At 64.3% G+C, this 20492-nt stretch carries 11 protein-coding genes and 1 riboswitch; of the genes, 6 read left to right on the forward strand and 5 right to left on the reverse strand.

All coding sequences use genetic code 11. The features are described from left to right. Positions 1 to 65: 65 nt before the first annotated feature. From EYV96_RS18310 to EYV96_RS18320, 3 genes are all read right to left on the reverse strand, one after another. Complete coding sequence (locus EYV96_RS18310) at positions 66 to 3593, reverse strand: efflux RND transporter permease subunit (protein ID WP_131153039.1); 3528 nt, start codon at positions 3591 to 3593, stop codon at positions 66 to 68. A 133-nt stretch (positions 3594 to 3726) separates the two neighbouring features. After that, positions 3727 to 4620 carry a VirK/YbjX family protein gene (locus EYV96_RS18315; RefSeq protein ID WP_131153040.1) on the reverse strand — a complete coding sequence of 298 codons (894 nt, stop codon included), beginning with the start codon at positions 4618 to 4620 and terminating at the stop codon, positions 3727 to 3729. Between the two features lie 255 nt (positions 4621 to 4875). Then, the gene (locus EYV96_RS18320) at positions 4876 to 6750 is read right to left on the reverse strand and encodes a TonB-dependent receptor domain-containing protein (RefSeq protein WP_131153041.1); all 1875 of its coding nucleotides are present in this window, start codon (positions 6748 to 6750) and stop codon (positions 4876 to 4878) included. Positions 6751 to 6873: 123 nt separating this feature from the next. After that, positions 6874 to 7097, reverse strand: a riboswitch (cobalamin riboswitch). Positions 7098 to 7507: 410 nt separating this feature from the next. Here EYV96_RS18320 and EYV96_RS18325 point away from each other — a divergent pair. Both EYV96_RS18325 and EYV96_RS18330 read left to right on the forward strand, forming a co-directional pair. After that, entirely contained in the window at positions 7508 to 10528 is a 3021-nt protein-coding gene (locus EYV96_RS18325; RefSeq protein ID WP_131153042.1) for a TonB-dependent receptor, read from the forward strand. 494 nt (positions 10529 to 11022) lie between these two features. Further along, a complete protein-coding gene (locus tag EYV96_RS18330) occupies positions 11023 to 14037 on the forward strand; it encodes a TonB-dependent receptor (protein WP_131153043.1) in 3015 nt (1004 codons plus the stop codon). Positions 14038 to 14200: 163 nt separating this feature from the next. Here the strand turns inward: EYV96_RS18330 and EYV96_RS18335 are convergent, their stop codons facing one another. Continuing rightward, entirely contained in the window at positions 14201 to 14953 is a 753-nt protein-coding gene (locus EYV96_RS18335; protein ID WP_131153090.1) for a GntR family transcriptional regulator, read from the reverse strand. Between the two features lie 222 nt (positions 14954 to 15175). Between EYV96_RS18335 and zwf the strand changes: the two genes are divergently transcribed. The 4 genes from zwf to EYV96_RS18355 all read left to right on the forward strand — a co-directional run bounded on the left by zwf (position 15176) and on the right by EYV96_RS18355 (position 20019). Beyond that, entirely contained in the window at positions 15176 to 16645 is a 1470-nt protein-coding gene (gene zwf / locus EYV96_RS18340; RefSeq protein ID WP_131153044.1) for a glucose-6-phosphate dehydrogenase, read from the forward strand. 83 nt (positions 16646 to 16728) lie between these two features. Further along, positions 16729 to 17433 (forward strand): 6-phosphogluconolactonase, encoded by a 705-nt coding sequence (pgl, locus tag EYV96_RS18345; protein WP_131153045.1) that lies wholly within the window; start codon positions 16729 to 16731, stop codon positions 17431 to 17433. 89 nt (positions 17434 to 17522) lie between these two features. Then, complete coding sequence (edd, locus tag EYV96_RS18350; protein ID WP_131153046.1) at positions 17523 to 19340, forward strand: phosphogluconate dehydratase; 1818 nt, start codon at positions 17523 to 17525, stop codon at positions 19338 to 19340. A 37-nt stretch (positions 19341 to 19377) separates the two neighbouring features. Further along, positions 19378 to 20019 (forward strand): bifunctional 4-hydroxy-2-oxoglutarate aldolase/2-dehydro-3-deoxy-phosphogluconate aldolase, encoded by a 642-nt coding sequence (locus EYV96_RS18355; RefSeq protein WP_131153047.1) that lies wholly within the window; start codon positions 19378 to 19380, stop codon positions 20017 to 20019. 5 nt (positions 20020 to 20024) lie between these two features. Here the strand turns inward: EYV96_RS18355 and EYV96_RS18360 are convergent, their stop codons facing one another. Then, a complete protein-coding gene (locus EYV96_RS18360) occupies positions 20025 to 20432 on the reverse strand; it encodes a rhodanese-like domain-containing protein (protein WP_131153048.1) in 408 nt (135 codons plus the stop codon). Between the last annotated feature and the right edge of the window lie 60 nt (positions 20433 to 20492).

Below are 20492 nucleotides of genomic sequence, written 5' to 3' on the forward strand. Positions count from 1 at the left end.
GGCAGGGTGCCAAAAGTGGGGCGCCGCCCCGATGTGCGGGGCGGCGCGGTGACGACAGGTTTCGCTCAGGCGCCCAGTGGCGCGGGCAGGGGATGGACCTGGCGCAGGCGCTCGGCAAAGTAATGGCGCGTGCGGCGGCTGAAGACCGCCCAGGTGACATAAGCCAGCAGCGCCGCCGGCAACAGGACGCCCATCAGGCCACCCTGATCGTTCAGATAGGCGGACGCAGCAACCAGCATGGCCGGCGCCAGTACCACCGCAAGCAAGCCCAACACGACGAAGCGCGCGCGACGAACCTTGCGCCAGGCCTTGAGACCTGCCCACGCCAGCGCCGCGCCGTAGGCCATCAGCGGCAGGCTGGCGAGCGGGTTGATGCTGAGCTTGTCCTGCAGCGCCGGCGCGAGCAGGTAAACCAGTGCCGCCACACCCATGGCCGAACCCAGCGCGACGCTTACACCCGACGTCCACTTCAGGCGCAGAGGCATCAGGCCCATCGCATGACGGGCGAGACGGTCGTAGTTCCACAAGTAGATCGCCGGCGTGCTCAGCAGCGTAAGCAGCTGGGACACCAGCAAGCCACCGACGATGGCCACGCCCAGCGGCTGGCGCATTTCCGATCCGATGCCGAAGCCGATCGCCAGCGGCAACGCCGCGCCAATCGCCACGAGCGTCGTCATGGTGATGGGACGGAAGCGCACCAGGGCGGCCTGGCGAATGGCGTCGAGCGACGACATGCCGTATTCGCGTTCGGCCACCAGGGCGAAGTCGACCATCAGGATGGCGTTCTTCTTCACGATGCCGATCAGCATCAGGATCGCGATCACGCCAATCAGCGACAGCGGCGTATGCGTCACCAGCATCGCCAGGAACGCGCCGGCACCGGCGGCCGGCAGGGTGGAGAGAATGGTCAGCGGCTGGCCCAGGCTCTCGTAAAGCATGCCCAGCACGATGTACATGGCCAGGATCGAGCCCAGCAGCAGGATCGACGTGTTGTCCTGGGTGTCCTGCAACTGCTCGTTCTCGCCGGTGTAAGCGAGCTTCACGCCCGCGGGCAGGCCCGCATGGTTCATGACGCTTTCGATCAGGCCCATCGCCTTGTCGCGCGGATAGTTCGGCGGCAGGTTGTAATAGATCTGCGCCGATTCAAGCTGGTTGTAGTGGTTGACGAAGGAAGGCGTCACCGCCGGCTCGATATGCGCGATCGCCGACAGCGGCACCATGCCGCCCTGGTTGTTGCGCACATAAGTGTTGAGCAGCGCCTCGGGACTGAGCGAGCGCTCGGCCGCGGACGTCAGCACCACCCAGTACTGGTTGATGTCCGAATAGATGATCGACACCTGGTTCTGGCCGAAGGCGTTGTAGAGCGCCGTGTCGACCATGCCCATGCTCACGTGCAGGCGGCCGGCGGCTTTGCGATCCACCTTGAGCATCTGCTGCTTGTCGACGGTGTCGTAGTCACTGGTGACATCGCGGAACACCTTGGTGTCGCGCATCATGCGCGTCACCTTGTAGACCCACGGCTGCAGGTCGATGCTGTTGGTGCTCACCAGCTGGAAGCTCTCGCTGCCGTTGCTGCCGCCGCCACCACCCCCGTTGAAGAAGCCGATCGAACGCAGCGATACCCGCAGCTCCGGCAGCTTTTCGTAGGCCTTGCCCAGCCGCTCGATCACTTTATCGATGTGTTCGGGGCGCTGGCCGGGGCCGTCGCCCTTGGGCTTGAGGTCGACGAACATCGTGGCCTGGTTGCCAACGGCACCGCCGGCGCGGTCACTGCCCAGGAACGTCGTCACGTCGAGCACGGCAGGATCGTCGCGCATGATCGCGGCGGCCTTCTTCGCGCGCTCGGCCATCAGCAGCGGCGAGATGTTGGCATCCGCGCGGATATCGCCCTGGATCATGCCGATGTCTTCCTGCGGCATGAAATTGAAGCCCGCGGACTTCACCACGGCGACCGCCAGCAGGATGGTGACCACCAGCAGGATCGGCGGCTGCCAGCGCATCAGGCGCCGGTGGTGCAGGGCCCAGTCGAGCGCGCGTTCGTAGATGTGATGGACTTTGCGATCGAAGCGTTCCACCGCCGCCTCGATGCGCCCGGGCTGGCGCTGGCCGGGCAGCTCCGTGCGGAAGTAGCGGCCGCACAGGGCCGGTGTCACGGTCAGCGAGACTACAGCGGAAATCACCACCGCAGCCGTCAGCGTGACCGAGAACTCGCGCATCAGCAGCGTGAACTGGCTGTTGCCGAACAGCAGCGGCACGAACACCGCCACCAGCGACAGCGTGATCGAGATGACGGTGAAACCGATCTCGCGCACGCCGACCAGCGCGGCAGGCAAGGGCGCTTCGCCGTGCTCCATGTGGCGCACGATGTTCTCGATCACGACGATGGCATCGTCGACGACGAAGCCGATGCACAACACCAGCGCCACCAGCGACAGGGTGTTGAGCGTGTAGCCCAGCGACCACATCACGATAAAGGCGCCCGCCAGCGACAGCGGCACGCTGAACATGGCGATCAGCGTGGGCCGCACGCGGCGCAGGAACACCAGCATCACGACCGCGACCATCAGGACGCTCAGCATCAGCGCGATCTGCACTTCGCGCAGGGCGGACTTGGTGGTCTGGGTCAGGTCGAAGATCGGCGTGATTTCCAGGTCCGCCGGCAACCACGCGCGGATCTGCGGCAGCATCGCGCGAACGGCATCCGCCGTGGCCACGGCATTGGCCTCCGGCCGCTTGCTGATGCGCACGCTGACCGAACGCTGGCCATTGAACCAGGCCGCCTGGTACTCGTCCTGCTGGCCGCTGTAGACGCGAGCCACATCGGACAGGCGCACCGGCACGCCGTTCTTCACCGAGATCAGCACATCGGCGAAATCCTTCGGCTCGCTCAACTGGTCCGTGGCGGTGACCGTCATGTTGGTCTTGCCGTCGGTCAGCAGGCCTTGCGGCGAGGTCACGTTGGCCGCGCGCAGCGCGTTGCGCACGTCATTGCCGGTGAGATTGCGGGCGGCCAGCGCGTTGTTGTCCAGCTCCACGCGCACGGCCTTCGGGCGGCCGCCCATCACGCGCACCTGGGCCACGCCCGGGATCTGCGACATGGCCGGCTTGATCAGGGTATCGGTCAGGTCGAACAGGCGATCTGGCGGCAGCGTGTGCGAGGTGATCGACATCAGCAGCACGGGGATGCCGGACGTATTGAACTTGAAGTAGCGCGGCGGGATCGTCATTGTCGAGGGCAGGTCCGCCGCCGATGCGTTGATGGCCGCCTCCACGTCGCGGGCGAGCTTGTCGGTGGAGCGACCCGGCTCGAACAGGATCACGATGGAGGTCGAGCCGTCGTTGCTGCTCGAATCCATTTCCTTGATGCCGGGGATCCGGCCCAGGTGCCGTTCCAGCGGCGCAGCCACGCTGGATGCCATCGTCTGCGCATTGGCGCCGGGCACTTCGGCGTAAACCGACATGCCGGGGAACTCGATCGTCGGCAGGGCCGCGACACCCAGCAGCAAATAGGCCCACAGGCCCGCCATCGCGAGGCCCAGCGCCATCAGCAAGGTGCCAATGGGACGACGAATCAGTGGCGCAAAAATATTCACCAGGCTCCCCGAACTTCCCTGTCGCGTACGGGTAACGCATGGCGGGACGCGGCCGCGCCCCGGACAGCAAGCTTGAACAACGCGAATTCTGTCCGCAGAAGGGGGTGTTCGGGATGTGCCTGAAGTGGGGGAGTCAGGCCCGCGATTGCGCGAGGGTGAGGCGCAGCTGGTCGATCAGCCCCTGGCGCAAGCTTTCGCGGCGACGGAATTCGGCACGATGGCGCGACGCCACCCCGGACTCGTCGCGCGGACTCTCCGCGGCGGGCAAGCGGTAATAGCCGTCATCGCCGAGCTGGCCGCCCTGTTCCTCCCAGAAGCCGTCGTACGACGCCTTGATCTTGCCGGTGCGCGACAGGGGATGGGCGTCATTGGAAATGCCCTTGATGGAAGGCAGGCCCAGGGTTTCGGCCAGCGGGTAAACCATCGACATCAGCAGGTTCTTCGGGCGCAGGCCGTGGCAACCCTTGGTCACGTCGCGCACGACGTCGCGGCCTTCGTCACCCCAGGGGCCTTGCAGGCAACCGATCAGCAACTCGCCCCGGGTCGCGGAGAAGGTCAGGGTAAGGGAATACAGTCGATCGCATTCGGCGTGGGACAACGCCAGGTCGAGCTCGCCTTCGCAGCCCCACACCGGCGGTGGCGCCAGCTTGAGTGCCAGCTCGCGTCCGTCCTTGAGCACGACGGTGCCCAGGCGCAGCCCGCCCTGGGCATGGATGGCTTCCAGCGCCACCGGGGTGAGCATCGAGGTCAGTGACTGGAAATGCTCCACCAGGCGACGCGCCTTTTCCTGCGGACCGAAATGGCGATTCAGATAGCGATGCTGCCAACGATCAAGCAGGCGGGAATCGCGTTCGGCCGCGTTCTGGAGCGCGTGATGCTCGGCCATCAGGCGCTGCCAGCGCATGCGCCAGCGCAAGGCGCTCGGTGCGGTGACCGCATCGCGCAAGACGCCCCAGACCGGCAGCACGCCACGGGTATGCGCGGCGCGTGTACGACGATGACGAGTTGCGTGCGAAACAGAGTCCATGGTTCACATCACGGGCCGGGCTTGAGGACGCAGCAGCCCGCGACCGCTTCGTCCGAAGCGTTCGACGCAGACCACCGGGGAGTAGCAACACGTGCCCTGTCGATGCGCCCGGGGAAAAGCGCATGGTTCCGTGCACTGGATCACATGCTAATCGAAGAAACTTGCGGGGCCCTTAAGCATCGCGGTGACAGGTGAGAAGTCATGGACCTGTCATTCGCCACAACGAAAAAGCGGGCCGAAGCCCGCTTTTCATCGTTACTTCGCCGGCGAGTAGCGCAGCGTCAGGTACGCCGTGCGCCCAAGCTGGTTGTAAAAGCGCGCCGTCTCGTAGGTGTGATCGAACACGTTGGCGACGCGGGCCTGCACGCTCCATCCCGGCAGGAAGTTCCACGTTGCACGCAGGTCGACCGTGCCGTAACCGCCCAGGCGGTTGAGGTTGGCGGCGTCGTCGTAACGATAGCTCTGCGCGGTCAATGACGTGCCCACGCTGAACGCACCGACATCGCGATCAATGTCGAAGCGGGCGATGCGCTCCGGGCGACGCGCCAGCAGGTTGTCGTGATTCACGCCGTTGCCGTCGTTCTTCGGGCGCTGGTAGGTGAGGTAGCCACGCAGGTGCCATCCGTCGACATCCGCGCCCAGCTGGCCTTCGATGCCCCGAATGCGCGCCTTGCTGGTGTTGGCCGGGACGTAGTTCTCGTCCAGTTCGATCAGATCATTGATGCGCGTGTCATACGCGTTGACCGCCCAGTTCCAGATGCCCGGCTTGCCTGACACGCCCAGCTCGGTGGTGCGTGCCTTTTCCGGCTTCAGGTCCGGGTTGGCCGTGGGGAAACCGAAGAAGGGCGGGAAGTACAGGTCGTTGAACGTCGGCGCATGGAACGACGTGCCATAGGACGCGGTGAGCTTGATGCCGTTGCCCAGCGTGTAACCGTAAGCCGCCGCACCCGTATTGTGATTGCCGAACTGGCCGTTGTGGTCGTGGCGCGCGGACAACTGCAACTCATGCGCGCCGAACAGGCCCTGGTAGAAACCAAACACGCCGGTGTTGTTGCGCGTGGTGCTCAGGTAGTCGGTGTCGCTCTGCAGGTGTTCCTGCTGGTAGTCGACGCCGGCGCTCAGCGTCTGGCCCGGAGCCAGCGTGAAGTCGTTCTGCCACGACGCCTGGTTGCGACGCGAATACAGATAGCCCTCGCGCACCATGTCGGCGCCAAGATCCGCGCGATCGAGATAATTGTCCGCGCGATCGATGTTCTGGCCGACGGAAAGACTCATCTTCCAGAAGTCCATGACGCCAAAGCCCAGGCGCGCACCGGCGACCTGCTGTGAGCGACGCGTGTCGTTCTGGAAATCGCCGTCGTACTCGATGTCACCCTTGCTCTTGAGCAGGTTGGCGGTGAGCTCCGTGCCGTTGTCCCAGCGATATCCGCCACCGAGCGAGCCGAAGTACGTGCGATAGCCATCGTCGTCCGGCTCGTTGGTAAAGCAGCCGCCGACGTTCAGAGCAGCAGCGCGGCAGCTGTTGATGCCACGCGTGTACTGGCCGCCCACACTGGCGTTGTACCAGCCGTGTTCGGTGCCGCCGGAGATGCCGGCCTGGCCGTCGGTGTAGCGGTGGCTGCCACCGGTGATGCTGAAGGACGGGGTGGGGCTGTCACCCTTCTGGCCGTGACGGGTGAAGATCTGGATCACGCCGCCAATGGCGTCCGAGCCGTAGAGGCTGGAGCGCGGGCCGCGCACGATTTCGATGCGGTCGATCTGATCCACCGGCAGCTGCTCGTAGGCCGGGATGCCGGCGCCCACGGTGCCGATGCGCACGCCGTCGACCAGCAACAGCGTGTGCGAGGAATTGGTGCCGCGCATGAACAGCGAGGTCTGCTGGCCGAAGCCGCCCGCGTTGGTCATCGTCACGCCGGGCAGGCCCATCAGCAGGTCCTGCACCGACGCCGGCTGCAGGCGCTCGATGTCTTCGCGGGTGATCACCGTGACCGGTGCCAGGGTTTCATCCATCGGCGTTGCCACGCGCGTTGCCGTCACGACAACGGGGGCCAGGTCCTGGGGAGCCTGGTCGGCGGCATGCGCCAGGGAAATGCAGGACAGCAGGGCCGTCGCCAGCAGGGTCTTCTTCATCGGTGGAGCTTCCTCGCCGCGCCACGCGCACGGCTCACGGTTCATGAGCTGGCGAAGCGAAGAGCGTACGAACGCCGACGGGCCGGCAGGCCGCAACGAGGTCCGCATCGCCCACCGCGATCCGCCAGGTTTCAGATTCGGGCCGGTCTCCGGGCTTGCGAGCGCACGCCCCAAGGCGTGCCTGCGGAACGGCCTTCCCATGCTTCACGCACAGTGGCCGACGGTTCCGCTCCAACTCTCTCGCTTACCGTTGCGGGGGCAGCGCCGGACTGATTCCTGTCAAAGGAACGCACCGGCTTCCCGTTTCATCCCGGTAAAACCGGGACACCCGAACGGCGGGACTTTAGCCGGGGTGCGATGCAGCCGCAACTTCGCGAGTCATTCAAGGCACTAAGCAAAAACAAAGCATCACGCCCGAATAGCCGTCTGGACGGCCATTCGAACGGCATCAATGGTGCATTCGCAAGTTTGCCGCAAGCCATCGTTTATCAATGTCAACGTGACGAAAGGCACATTGCACAAAATCGTAAAATAGTTGTTGACGCGCCCGGAGCATCGTGATTACTTTCGACGCGCGCCTCGCCAGATATTGCGATTCGAGGCGCTAGGGGAAACGCAAGGGGAATCAGGAACGCAAGCTTTTGCATGGTGGCCCTCGGGCCGCCACGGGAACGGCTTGCGTTCTGCAAGGCACGGCACCGTGCACGCCGTGGGCATTCGAGCCATTCGGATTCGATTTCTTTCTGGGGAGAGAGCAATGAGCAAGCTTCTGACTCACCGGCGCGCGCCGGTGTGGCGTCATACCGCGCTGGCCGTCGCCCTGAGCATGGGCCTGGCGGGCATCGTTCATGGCCAGTCCAACGCGTCGGGCAGCATTTTTGGTCGCGCGGATGACAATGCGGCGACGGTCCACGTCGAAAACCTCGACACCGGTCTCGCACGCGATGTTCAAGTGGATTCTTCCGGTCGCTATCGCGCCGTCGCGTTGCCGATCGGTCGCTACCGCGTCTCGTTGGTGAAAGACGGCAAGACCGTCGATACCCGCGACAACGTGCAGGTCGTCGTCGGCACCGGCCAGGAAATTTCCTTCACCGCTGCCGCCAATGCCAAGAACCTCGAGGGCATTCAGGTCACGGCCAATGCACTGCCTGCTATCGACGTTTCGTCGGTCGACTCGCGAACCGTGATGACGGCCGAGCAACTGCAAAAGCTGCCGGTGCTCAACAACGTCAACGCCGCCGCACTGCTCGCGCCGGGTACGACCGCCGGTGACAGCCGCTATGGCAACTCCATCTCGATGGGTGGCGCGTCGGCGGCGGAAAACCAGTACTACATCAACGGTTTTCCCGTCACCAACCCACTGACCGGCCTGGGCTTCACCAGCCTGCCCTTCGATGCGATCGATCAGGAGCAGGTCTTTACCGGCGGCTACGGTGCTGAGTACGGCCGCTCGACCGGCGGCGTGGTGAACATCATCACCAAGCACGGTTCGAACTCGTGGAAAGCGGGCGCGGACGTCCAGTGGACCCCGGCGGCGCTCAAGGCAAATCAGCGCTACATCTACTATCCGGTAGGCAGCGGCCGCTCTACCGATGGCAAGGTGTACTTCCGACCGAACGAGAACAGCACCAACACGCTCTACGGGGCCTACATCAGCGGCCCGCTGGTCAAGGACAAGCTGTTCTTCTACGGCAGCGGCGAACTGACCCGCAACACCGGTCTGGCGCAGTTCGGCATCAACAACGGCACCAACGGCAACAGCACCAAGACCACCACGGACACCAACAAGGTGACGCGCTGGTTGACCAAGGTCGACTGGAACATCACGGACAGTCACATCCTGGAATTCACCGGCATGGGTGAAACCAATATCCAGGACACGTCGATCTACAACTACAACTACAACACCAACACCGTCGGCACGCTCAAGGGCACGGAGCACCAGAAGAACACTGGCACGGCTAACACGTCCGTCGGCGGCACGGTCTACGTCGGCAAGTACACCGGCTACATCACCGATGACCTTGTCATCAGCGCCCTCTACGGCAAGAGCACGTCCGATCACGTGGATACGGTGGCTGGTTCGGCAGGCGTGGTCTGCCCGAACATCACCGACAGCCGCTCGGTTCCGACTCGCGTCAGCTGCGCTCCCGTCGGCGGCAACTTGTTGGCACCGGGCGCGAATGACGAGACCAAGGCGCTGCGCTTCGATATCTCGTACCACATCGGCTCGCATTCGCTGCGCGCTGGTATCGATAACCAGACCATCAACTCGTTCTCGGGCCGTGCCACCCAGGGCGGCGCGCTGTGGACCTACTACGACGCAACCGACGACTTCTCGACCGTACCGGGCATGAATGTTCCCGCCGGTGCGACCGAAGTGGCCCAGCGCACGATCTTCAGCGCTGCCGGCAAGGTGAAGGTGGAACAGGAAGCCCAGTTCATTGAAGACCGCTGGCAGATATCCGATCGCTGGCTGCTGCAGGTCGGCTTGCGCAACGAGCAGTTCAAGAACTTCAACACCGATGGCGTCGTGTTCGTGAAGCAGCGCCACCAGCTCGCTCCGCGTATCGGCGCAACCTGGGACGTGATGGGCGATTCGTCACTCAAGGTGTACGCCAACGCCGGTCGTTATCACCTCGCCGTGCCGGCAAACGTTGCCATTCGCGGCGCCGGCCCGCAGCGCTTCGAGAACCAGTACTTCACCTACAGCGGTGTCGATCCGGTCACCAACGCGCCCATCAATCCCACGCCCATCAGCAGTGTGTTCTACGCCAACGGTGCCAACGGTGAGGCTCCGGATCCGAAAACGCTGGCGAAGCATGGTCTGAGTGCGTATTACCAGGATGAGTACATCGCTGGTGCCGACTGGCAGTTCGCACCCAACTGGACCACGGGCGCGAAGGTCATCTACCGCAATCTCAAGAGCATCATCGACGACTTCTGCGATGCTCGCGCGTTCCTCGCCCATGAGCAGGCGGCCGGCACGCCCATCACCAACCCGGCATTCACCAACTGGCAAACCGACGGCGCGCCGTGCTTGCTGTTCAATCCGGGCGAAGGTGGCACGTTCACCATCGATCACGACGGCAACGGCACGCTCAAGGACATCACGCTGACGGCGGACGAGCTGGGCTTCCCGAAGCTCAAGCGCAAGTACTACGCCGTGAATCTGTATCTTGAGCATCAGTTCGACCAGAAGTGGTACGCGCGCTTCGAGTACACCTGGTCGCACAGTTACGGTAATTCCGAAGGCCTGCTGCTCTCGGACATCGGCCAGATCGATCCGTCGGTGACACAGACCTGGGACTTCCCGGAGATCATGATCGGTGCCACGGGCAACCTGCCCAATGATCGTCGCCACCAGTTGAAGTCCTATGGCTACTACCAGGTGACGCCGGAGTGGCTGGTTGGCGGTGTATTGCTCGTGTCCTCGGGTCGCCCGAAGAACTGCATGGGCATCTACCCGAGCGATCCGTACCAGTACGGCTCGTCGTACTTCTACTGCAACGGTGCCGTGGCAACCCGCGGCAGCCAGGGCACGTTGCCGTGGACCTACCAGCTGAACCTGAGCACCGAGTGGCGTCCGGCCTGGGCTGACCACAAGCTGGCCATCAGCGCGGACGTCTTCAATGTGTTCAACCAGCAGCGCGCCCAGAACCGCGTCGAAACCTACCAGCTTGGCAGCGGCGCGATCAGTCCGAACTACGGCCGCATCCTGAGCTACTCGGCACCGCGTTCTGTCCGCCTGTCGGCCCGATACGACTTCACGCTGTAATCAGAACAAGCGCCAGGGATCACCTGGCGCGGATCTCCCCGATTGGCCGCCGGGCAAACCGGCGGCCATTTTTTGTTCGGCAGCGCGCACAAGGTCGTTGATCGCTCGCGCCCGCCAGGCAGGAACGCCTTCTCTGCTTCACATTCATTACGCAAATTGACGCATTTTCTTACAGGCCATTAATAGAGCGTTCATGATTTCTTGACGCCCACGGGTGCCTTCGGGGCGCGTCGCGGGGCCATTTTTCGCCATTTGCTCAATAACTTACTGTCACGTACATAGTTGCGACTGTAATATTAAGAAATTGTTGACGCGGTGCCCCTGTGCTCACTAAGTTCGCCTTGCGAGTCGTGAGAAATTGCGGAAGCGCCGGGAGCGGGGGGCTCCAGAAAGACATCTAGACGGCCGACCGGGATGGTCCGCAATTCCTCCGCTTTGCGCATTGGGTGGCGCCTGCCACCCCTATTGATCGTCTTTCTGGGGAGATAAGCGATATGCGTACGTCTCGTAATACCTTTGCGTTGCAACGAACTGCCCTTGCCCTCGCGCTCGGCATGGGCATCGCCGGCACGGCCCTGGCTCAGTCCAATGCCTCCGGCGTGATTTTCGGCCGCACGGCCGAACCGGGTACCACCATCCAGCTGACCAATATCGATACCGGCTTCACGCGTGACGTGCAGGTTGATAACGAAGGTCGTTACCGTGCCGGCTCGCTGCCGGTGGGTCGCTACAAGGTGACGCTGCAGAAGGATGGCAAGGCCATCGAATCGCGCGACAACATCCAGGTCGCCCTGGGTAGCGGTGTCGATGTGTCGTTTGCCGGTGGCTCAGCCGCCGCTTCGGCCAACGCGCAGAACCTTGAAGGCGTGCAGGTCGTGGCCAGCGCCTTGCCGGCGATCGACGTGTCGTCGGTTGACTCGCGCACCGTGCTGACCTCCGAACAGCTGCAGAAACTGCCGCTGGCACGTAACGTCACCGCGGCCGCGCTGCTGGCGCCTGGCGTGGTGGCCGGTGACTCGCGCTACGGCAACGTCGCGTCGTTCGGTGGTTCGTCGGCGTCGGAAAACCAGTACTACATCAACGGCTATGCCGTGACCAACGCGCTCACCGGCCTGGGCTTCACCAGCCTGCCGTATGACGCGATCGATCAGCAGCAGATCTACACCGGCGGTTACAGCGCCGAATACGGTCGTTCCACCGGCGGCGTGATCAACGTGATCACCAAGAGCGGCGGCAACACCTGGAAGGCCGGGCTTGGCATGTATGTCATTCCGCAGTACTTCCGCGATTCGCCGCGCAGCATCTACCGCACCAACGGCCAGCTGTGGCAGTACCGCGGCGACAACAAGACCTCGTCCATGCAGTACACCGGCTACGTCAGCGGCCCGCTGGTCAAGGACAAGCTGTTCTTCTACGGCGCGGCCGACCTGACCGACTCCCGTGCCCACACCACGACGTCGATCGTTGCTCCGCAGCGCAGTACGGACGACATCAAGGCGATGAAGTGGTTGGTGAAGGTCAACTGGAACATCACCGACAGCCACCTGCTCGAACTGACGGGTATTTCCGACAAGACGGACGTCGACAAGAGCATCTACCGCTACAACTACGCGCAGGGCGTGGCCACCTCCTACCTGGGTACCGACAAGACGAAGAACTTCGACTCCGGCCCGGGCTCGCAGCCGGGCGGTGACGTCTACATCGGTCGCTACACCGGCTACATCACCGACGACCTGACGGTGAACGCCCTGTACGGCAAGAGCAAGACCGACCACGTGCGCAACCTCGGTTACGCCAGCAATCCGAACTGCCCGTGGATTCTTGACTCACGCCAGGGCGCACCGAACACCATCATCGGTTGCGGCCTGGTCAACGGCACGGTGCTTGGCCCCGGTGCCAACGACAAGACGCACGGCTGGCGCCTCGACGTCGAATACCGCCTGGGCAGCCACACGCTGCGTGCCGGTCTGGACAACCAGACGCTTGAATCGCAGGCGGGCAACATCTACGAAGGCGGCTATCGCTGGGTCTATCGCAACGCGGGCCCTGTCACCGGCCGTCCGGACATCGTGCCGCCGCCGGGCACGCAGTACGTCGCTGAAAAGCGTCTGTTCCAGACCGGTGCAGCGGTCAAGGTGGAGCAGGAAGCGCAGTTCATCGAAGACAACTGGCAGATCACCGACCGCTGGCTGGCCAAGATCGGCCTGCGCAACGAGCAGTTCAAGAACCTCAACGGCGCCGGCGACGTGTACGTCAAGCAGCGTCACCAGCTGGCCCCGCGCCTGGGCGTCACCTGGGACGTGTTCGGTGACTCGTCGTTCAAGGTCTACGGCAACGCCGGTCGCTACCACCTGGCGATTCCGTCCAACGTGGCTATCCGCGGCGCCTCGGCCTCGAACTACTACAGCGAGTACTACACCTACAACGGCGTGGCACCGAACGGCGAGCCGCTCAACCTGACGCAGCTCGGTTCGCGCAGCTACCTCAACGGCGAAGACGGCACGACGCCCGATCCCCGCTCGGTGGCCGCGCAGGGCATCAAGGCGTACTACCAGGATGAGTACATCCTGGGCTTCGACAAGATGCTCGGCAGCAACTGGACCTTCGGCGCGAAGGCCACGGTGCGCAAGCTCAAGAGCTCGATCGACGACTTCTGCGATTCGCGTCCGTTCGAGAAGTACGCCGCGCGCAACAACATCGACATCAGCAATGCGCGCATTGCCGGTTGCTACCTGTTCAATCCGGGCGAGAGCAACACCTTCCTGGTGGACGTGAATGGCCAGGGCAACTTCGTGCCCTTCAAGCTGACCAAGGAAGACTTCACCACGCCAGCTGGCGTGAGCTTCCCGCCGCTCAAGCGCAAGTACTACTCGCTGGATCTGTATCTTGAGCATCAGTTCGATGCGAAGTGGTACGGCCGCGTCGACTACACGTTCTCGCGTAGCTACGGCAACTCCGAAGGCCAGCTCAAGTCCGACATCGGCCAGCTCGATCCGTCGGTGACCCAGGACTGGGATGCCCCGGAAATCATGCAGTACACCAACGGCCCGCTGCCGAACGACCGCACGCATCAGTTCAAGGCGTACGGCTTCTACCAGATGACGCCGGAATGGCTGTTCGGTTCGAACCTGGCGATTGCCTCGGGTCGTCCGAAGAACTGCATCGGTTTCGACCCGGTCGACGCCATCCACTACGGCGCCTCGTACTTCGAGTGCAACTTCGAGCCCAGCCCGCGCGGTTCGAAGGGTCGCCTGCCGTGGACCTGGTCGCTTGACCTGAACGCCGAGTACCGCCCGCGCTGGGCTGGCGACTCGCAGCCGCTGGCATTCACCGCCACGGTGTTCAACGTGTTCTCGAAGCAGGAACCGACCGCCATCATCGAAGTGGGCGAAAGCTCGATCAGTTCGGTGACCAACAAGCCGGTGCGCAGCGTGGATTACCTGCGTCCGGTGGCGTTCCAGTCGCCGCGCTACTTCCAGTTCGGCGTGCGCTACGACTTCTCCATGTAATCGGGTTCACCGAGCGCCACACGGATGTGGCGCTCACTCCCCGTTGGCCGCCAGTGAAAGCTGGCGGCCTTTTTGAATGAGAGAAACGATTAACTGTGAACAGTAAACAGTAAGAGCGGTAAGCGCTGCTTTGTCCGTTTACCGTTTGCTGTTCACCGTTCCTCTAGTCAGTATGAAGTTCCGCCACGAAATCGTAGATGTCGCCCCGATACCACGACGTGGTGAATTCCACCACGCGACCGTCATCGAGAAAGCTGCGGCGTTCGATGTTGAGGCCGGCGCTTCCCGTGGGCACATGCAGCAGGCGCGCCTGTTGCGCGCCAAGCGAAACCGCGCGAAGACGCTGCAAGGCGCGGCGCGGGCGGGCGCCCAGGCTTTCAAGCACTTCATAGAGTGAATCACGCACCGCCAGCGGATCGGGCAGGATGCTGGCCGGCACCACGCTGCGCTCGATCGCCAGCGGCTCTTCCTTGGCGTAGCGCACGCGATGCAGTCGCGCGACGAGCACGCCGGGCGACAGGTTCATCGCCATCGACTCTTCCGGCGTCACTTCGCCGATGCCGCGTTCGAAGAACTCCGAGCGCGGGTTCAGTCCGCGGGCGCGAAGGTCTTCCGTGAAGCTGGTGAGGCGCGACATCGGCTTGATGATGCGCTCGGCGACGAACGTGCCGGCGCCGTGGCGCTGGGTGAGGATGCCTTCTTCCACCAGGCCGGCGATGGCCTTGCGCACCGTCACGCGTGACAGGTTGAGCGCACGCGACAGGTCGCGTTCGCTTGGCAATGCCTGACCCGGTTCGATGTCGCGGTGCTCGACCACGTTGCGGATGGCCCGACGCAGCCTCAGGTAAGCCAGGGGCTGGTGGGCAGCCGAATCGCGGCTGAGTCGGTGGTATTCGTTGGCCAGGGCGGTTTCCATGGTGGTCACGATACCAATGACCATACCAATTCCACAAGCATGGGATAAATCAGGGCCCTGCAGGCGCTACCAGTTGGCCGGTTGAGGCTGCCGGAGGCCGGACCTGATGCGGTTTGTCGCAAGTGGTGTTGTCTGGTATTTCAGTGGTACGGTAGGATCAGACTCCCAGGCCGGTGACAGCCATCGGTCCCACAGCTCCCCGCATAGGTCGAGGTGACGGCAGTGACGGCTTCTTCCCCCCCGGTCGATCCCTTTGACCTGGTGATTTTCGGCGGTACCGGCGACCTTGCCCTGCGCAAGCTGCTGCCCGCCATGTTCCACCGCTTCCTCGACGGCCAGATCCCCGAACACAGCCGCGTCGTCGGCGTTGCCCGCGAAGCGCTGGACGATGACGGCTACCGCGCAAGCATTCGCAATGCGCTGGTCGAGGCAGGCGGTGCGAAGGACAAGATCGAGCAGTTCCTGGGCCAGGTGCATTACCGGCCGCTCGATGCCCGCAAGGATGAAGGCTGGGACGACTTCGCCGAGATGATCGGCACGCAGCCCGACCATGTGCGCGTGTTCTATCTCTCCACCTCGCCGGAATTGTTCGTCGACATCTGCCAGCGCCTGGGTCATCACGGCCTGAATGAAGGCAAGTCGCGCGTGGTGCTGGAGAAGCCGATCGGTCGTGACCTGGCCAGTGCCAATCGCATCAATGATGCGGTCGGCCAGTACTTCAATGAATCGCAGACGTTCCGCATCGATCACTACCTCGGCAAGGAAACGGTGCAGAACCTGCTGGCGCTGCGCTTCGGCAATGCCCTGTTCGAGCCGCTGTGGAATGCCGAGCACATCGACCACGTGCAGATCACCGTCGCCGAAACCCTGGGTGTCGGCCGCCGTGGCGCTTACTACGACCGTGCCGGCGCACTGCGCGACATGGTGCAGAACCATATCCTGCAGCTGCTGTGCATGGTGGCCATGGAGCCGCCGTATTCGCTTGCGCCCGACGCGGTGCGCGACGAAAAGCTCAAGGTGCTGCGTTCGCTCAAGCACATCGACGAATCCAACGCGGCACAGCTGACCGTGCGCGGGCAGTACCGCGCCGGTGCGGCCGAAGGCCAGAGCGTGCCGGGTTACCTGGAGGAGCTCGACGGAGACACCAAGTCGGGCACCGAAACCTTTGTCGCCATCAAGGCCGAAATTGACAACTGGCGCTGGGCCGGCGTGCCGTTCTACCTGCGCACCGGCAAGCGCCTGCCGGCGCGCGTGTCGGAAATCGTGGTGGTCTTCAAGTCCGTCCCGCATTCCATCTTCAATGCCGACGCGGGCCCGCTGGCGCACAACCGCCTGGTGCTGCGCCTGCAGCCGGACGAAGGCGTGAAATTGTGGCTGACGATCAAGCACCCCGGCCCCGGTGGCTTGCGCCTGCGCCACGTGCCGCTGGACATGAGTTTTGCCGAAGCGTTCGGCGTGCAGCAGCCCGATGCGTACGAGCGTCTTCTGCTTGATGTCGTACGCGGCAATCCCACCCTGTTCATGCGGCGCGATGAAGTGGAGGCGGCATGGAAATGGGCCGATCCGATCCTGGAAGCCTGGGCTGCCAGCAACGAGCCACCGCGTCCCTATACCGCGGGCACCTGGGGGCCGAGCGCCGCCGTGGCGCTGATTGAGCGCGATGGCCGTACCTGGAACGAAGACACTGACTAACAGGCTGTTCACCGGAATCTTGCACGCGGATTGCTAGCGTCACGCGTTCGGTGACCTCCCCATTCACCCGACCTCCCATCACCATGCTTTCCATCACCAGCCACAGCTTCACTGACTGCCACGCGTTGGCACACGCGCTGGCCGGGCGCGTCGCCGACAAACTGCGCGAAGGCCTTGCAAGGCGCGGCAAGGCCTTGCTTGCAGTCTCCGGTGGAAGCACGCCGGTGCATTTCTTCCGGCAGCTGGCGCGCATGGAGCTCGACTGGAGCAAGGTGCAGGTCGTGTTGGTGGACGAGCGTTGGGTGCCCGAGTCGCACGAGCGATCCAACGCGCGCATGGTGAAGGCCGAGCTGCTGCAGCACGCGGCATCGGCCGCGCATTTCGTGCCGTTCTACGCCGATGCGCCGACGCCGGAAGCCGCGCTGGTTCTGGTCCGCGCGCGCATGGCCGCGCTGCCATATCCCTTCGATGCCGTGGTGCTGGGCATGGGCGGCGACGGGCACACGGCGTCGTTTTTCCCGGGCGGCGATCGCCTGGCCGAGGCGTTGGACCTGTCCGGCACGGCTTTGGTGTTGCCGATGCGTGCCGCCGGTGCGGGCGAGCCGCGCATCACGTTCACGCTCCCGGCGCTGCTCGATACGCAGGCCTTGTTCCTGCACATCGAAGGCGAAGCCAAACAGAAGATCCTCGCCGATGCCCGACTGGGCCTCGGCGAAGCCCGGCAATATCCCGTGCGTGCGGTGCTCGAGCAGACCCGTACGCCGGTATCCGTGTACTGGTGCCCGTAGAGCCTGCTCTTACGTACCAGCAACAGAGCGGGGGACGAACGGCCCTCAACGTTCGTTCCCCGCTTCTTCCCCCATCCATCGAGTAAGACATGACCCAGTTGCATCCCGTCGTTGCCGAAGTCACCGAGCGCCTGCGCGAGCGCAGCCACGAGACGCGCAGCGCCTACCTGCGCCGCATCGATGCCGCCGGCAGCACGGGCACGCATCGCGAGCGACTGTCCTGCGGCAACCTCGCGCACGGTTTCGCCGCCTGCGGTCCGAACGACAAAGAAGCGCTGCGCGAAGGCCACACGCCGAACCTCGGCATCGTCACGTCCTACAACGACATGCTTTCGGCGCACCAGCCGTACGAGCGCTACCCCGAGCTGATCCGCCAGATCGCGCGCGAAGCCGGCATCACCGCCCAGGTGGCCGGTGGCGTGCCGGCGATGTGCGATGGCGTGACGCAGGGACGCGCCGGCATGGAGCTGTCGCTGTTCTCGCGCGACCTCATCGCGATGGCGACGGCGGTTTCGCTTTCGCATGACATGTTCGACGGCGCGATCTACCTGGGCATCTGCGACAAGATCGTACCGGGCCTCCTGATCGGCGCCCTGAGTTTCGGCCACCTGCCGGGCATCTTCATTCCGAGCGGCCCGATGCCCAGCGGCATCACCAACGAAGAGAAGTCCAAGGTGCGCCAGGCCTATGCCGAGGGCAAGGTCGGGCGCGCGGAACTGCTGGAAGCCGAAGCGGCCGCCTACCACGCGCCGGGCACCTGCACCTTCTACGGCACCGCCAACTCCAACCAGATGCTGATGGAGATCATGGGCCTGCACCTGCCGGGCGCCAGCTTCGTCGCGCCGGATACGCCGCTGCGCGATGCGCTCACGGCCGAGGCCGTGCAGCGCTTGGCGGAACTGAGCGCGCAGGGTTCGTCCCATCTGCCGATCGGCCACATCATCGACGAGAAGGCCATCATCAACGGCGTCATCGGCCTGCACGCCACCGGTGGCTCGACCAATCATCTGCTCCACCTGGTGGCCATGGCGCGCGCGGCCGGCATCCAGTTGCGCTGGGACGACTTCGATGCGCTGTCATCGGTAGTGCCGCTGCTGGCACGCGTATACCCGAACGGCTACGCCGACGTGAACCAGTTCCATGAAGCCGGCGGCATGAGCTTCCTGATCGATCAGCTGCTGAGCGCGGGGCTGTTGCATCGCGACGCACGTACGGTGTTCGGCACGGGCCTCGACGGCTATGCGCAGGTGCCCTACCTGGACTCGCACCACAAACTCGCCTGGGCACCGGTCAGCAAGGAAAGCGGCAATCGTGGGGTGCTGCGCAGCATGGCCGAACCGTTCCGCCCGGATGGTGGCCTGCGCATGCTCAAGGGCAATCTCGGTCGCGCGGTCATCAAGGTTTCGTCCGTGCCGGAAGATCGCCTGGTGATCGAAGCGCCGGCCGTGGTCTTCCACGACCAGGACGACGTGCGTCGTGCCTTCGAGCGCGGTGAACTCAATCGCGATTTCATCGCCGTCGTGCGTTTTCAGGGCCCGCAGGCCATCGGCATGCCGGAGCTGCACAAGCTCACGCCGACGCTGGCGGTGCTGCAGGATCGTGGTTATCGCATCGCGCTGCTGACCGATGGCCGCATGTCCGGCGCGTCGGGTCGCGTGCCCGCGGCCATCCATGTCACGCCGGAAGCCAACGCGCATGGCGCGATCGCCAAGATCCGCGACGGCGACATGATTCGCCTCGATGCGGTCAACGGCACGGTCGAAGTGCTGGTCGAAGCCGGCGAGTTTGCCGCGCGTGTACCGGCTACCGCCGACCTGAGCGCCCACCACCATGGCATGGGTCGCGAGCTGTTCGGTTTGTTCCGGCAGGCCGCGGTCGAGGCCGATCTGGGCGCGGGCGTGCTCTGAGCGACCGGCCCATCCACCTATTCAACGTCGGATTCCCATGCACATCGATTCCAAGCAACAAAGCATCGCGGCCACTCTTGCGCTTGCGCCCGTCGTTCCGGTCGTCATCATCGATGACGCGAAAGCCGCGGTGCCGATGGCGCGTGCGCTGGTGGCCGGCGGCATTCCGGCGATCGAGGTGACCCTGCGTACCCCGGCGGCGCTGGAAGCGGTGCGCGCCATCGCGCAGGAAGTCGAAGGCGCTGTCGTTGGCGTCGGTACCGTGCTCACGCCGAAGGATCTGCACGCCGCGCGGGAAGCTGGTGCGCGCTTCGCCGTGTCGCCGGGCATCTCGCCGAATATCCTCGCGGCGGCGGACGACAGCGACCTGCCGCTGCTTCCGGGCACCGCGACCGCGTCCGAAGTGATGACCTTGCTTGAGCGCGGCTATCGCCACCTGAAGTTTTTCCCGGCCGTTCCTGCCGGCGGCCACAAACTCATCGCCGCCTGGGCAAGCCCGTTGCCGCAGGTGCGCTTCTGTCCGACCGGCGGCATCAGCCTCTCGTCGGCACCGGACTTCCTGTCGCTGCCGAACGTCATCTGCGTCGGCGGTTCGTGGCTCACGCCGGCCGACAAGCTCAAGGCCGGCGACTGGGCCGGCATCGAGTTGCTGGCGCGGGAAGCGCGCGGACTGAAGTAAGTCGCTCAGGCGACCGCGGCTTCGCTCGCCAGGGTGAAGCCTTCGTCCAGCCAGCCGGTGATCCCACCGATCATTTCCTTCACCGGGCGGCCCAGCTGCGCCAGCTTCACGGCCGCCTTGTTCGCGCCGTTGCAGTGCGGGCCGGCGCAATACACCACAAACAGTGTATCCGCCGGATAGTCGCCCAGACGCTGCGCGGCGATCGTGCGGGTCGGCATGTTGATCGCGCCCGGCACATGGCTGGCGGCGAACATGGCCGGCGTGCGCACGTCGAGCAGCACGAAATCGGGCTGCTCGTGCGTCAGGGCGTAATGCACGTCGGCGCAGTCGGTCTCAAACGTCAGGCGCTGCTGAAAGTGCGCCAGCGCCTGGGCGCTGTCGGCGGCCGGGATGTAACGAACGACACTGCTCATGGTGGCGGACTCCTTCGGAAAGTGCGCCCAGTGTGGGGACTGGCGAAGCCGCCCGACATT

The sequence above is a fragment of the Dyella terrae genome (assembly GCF_004322705.1).
Taxonomy (GTDB): Bacteria; Pseudomonadota; Gammaproteobacteria; order Xanthomonadales; family Rhodanobacteraceae; genus Dyella_D; species Dyella_D terrae.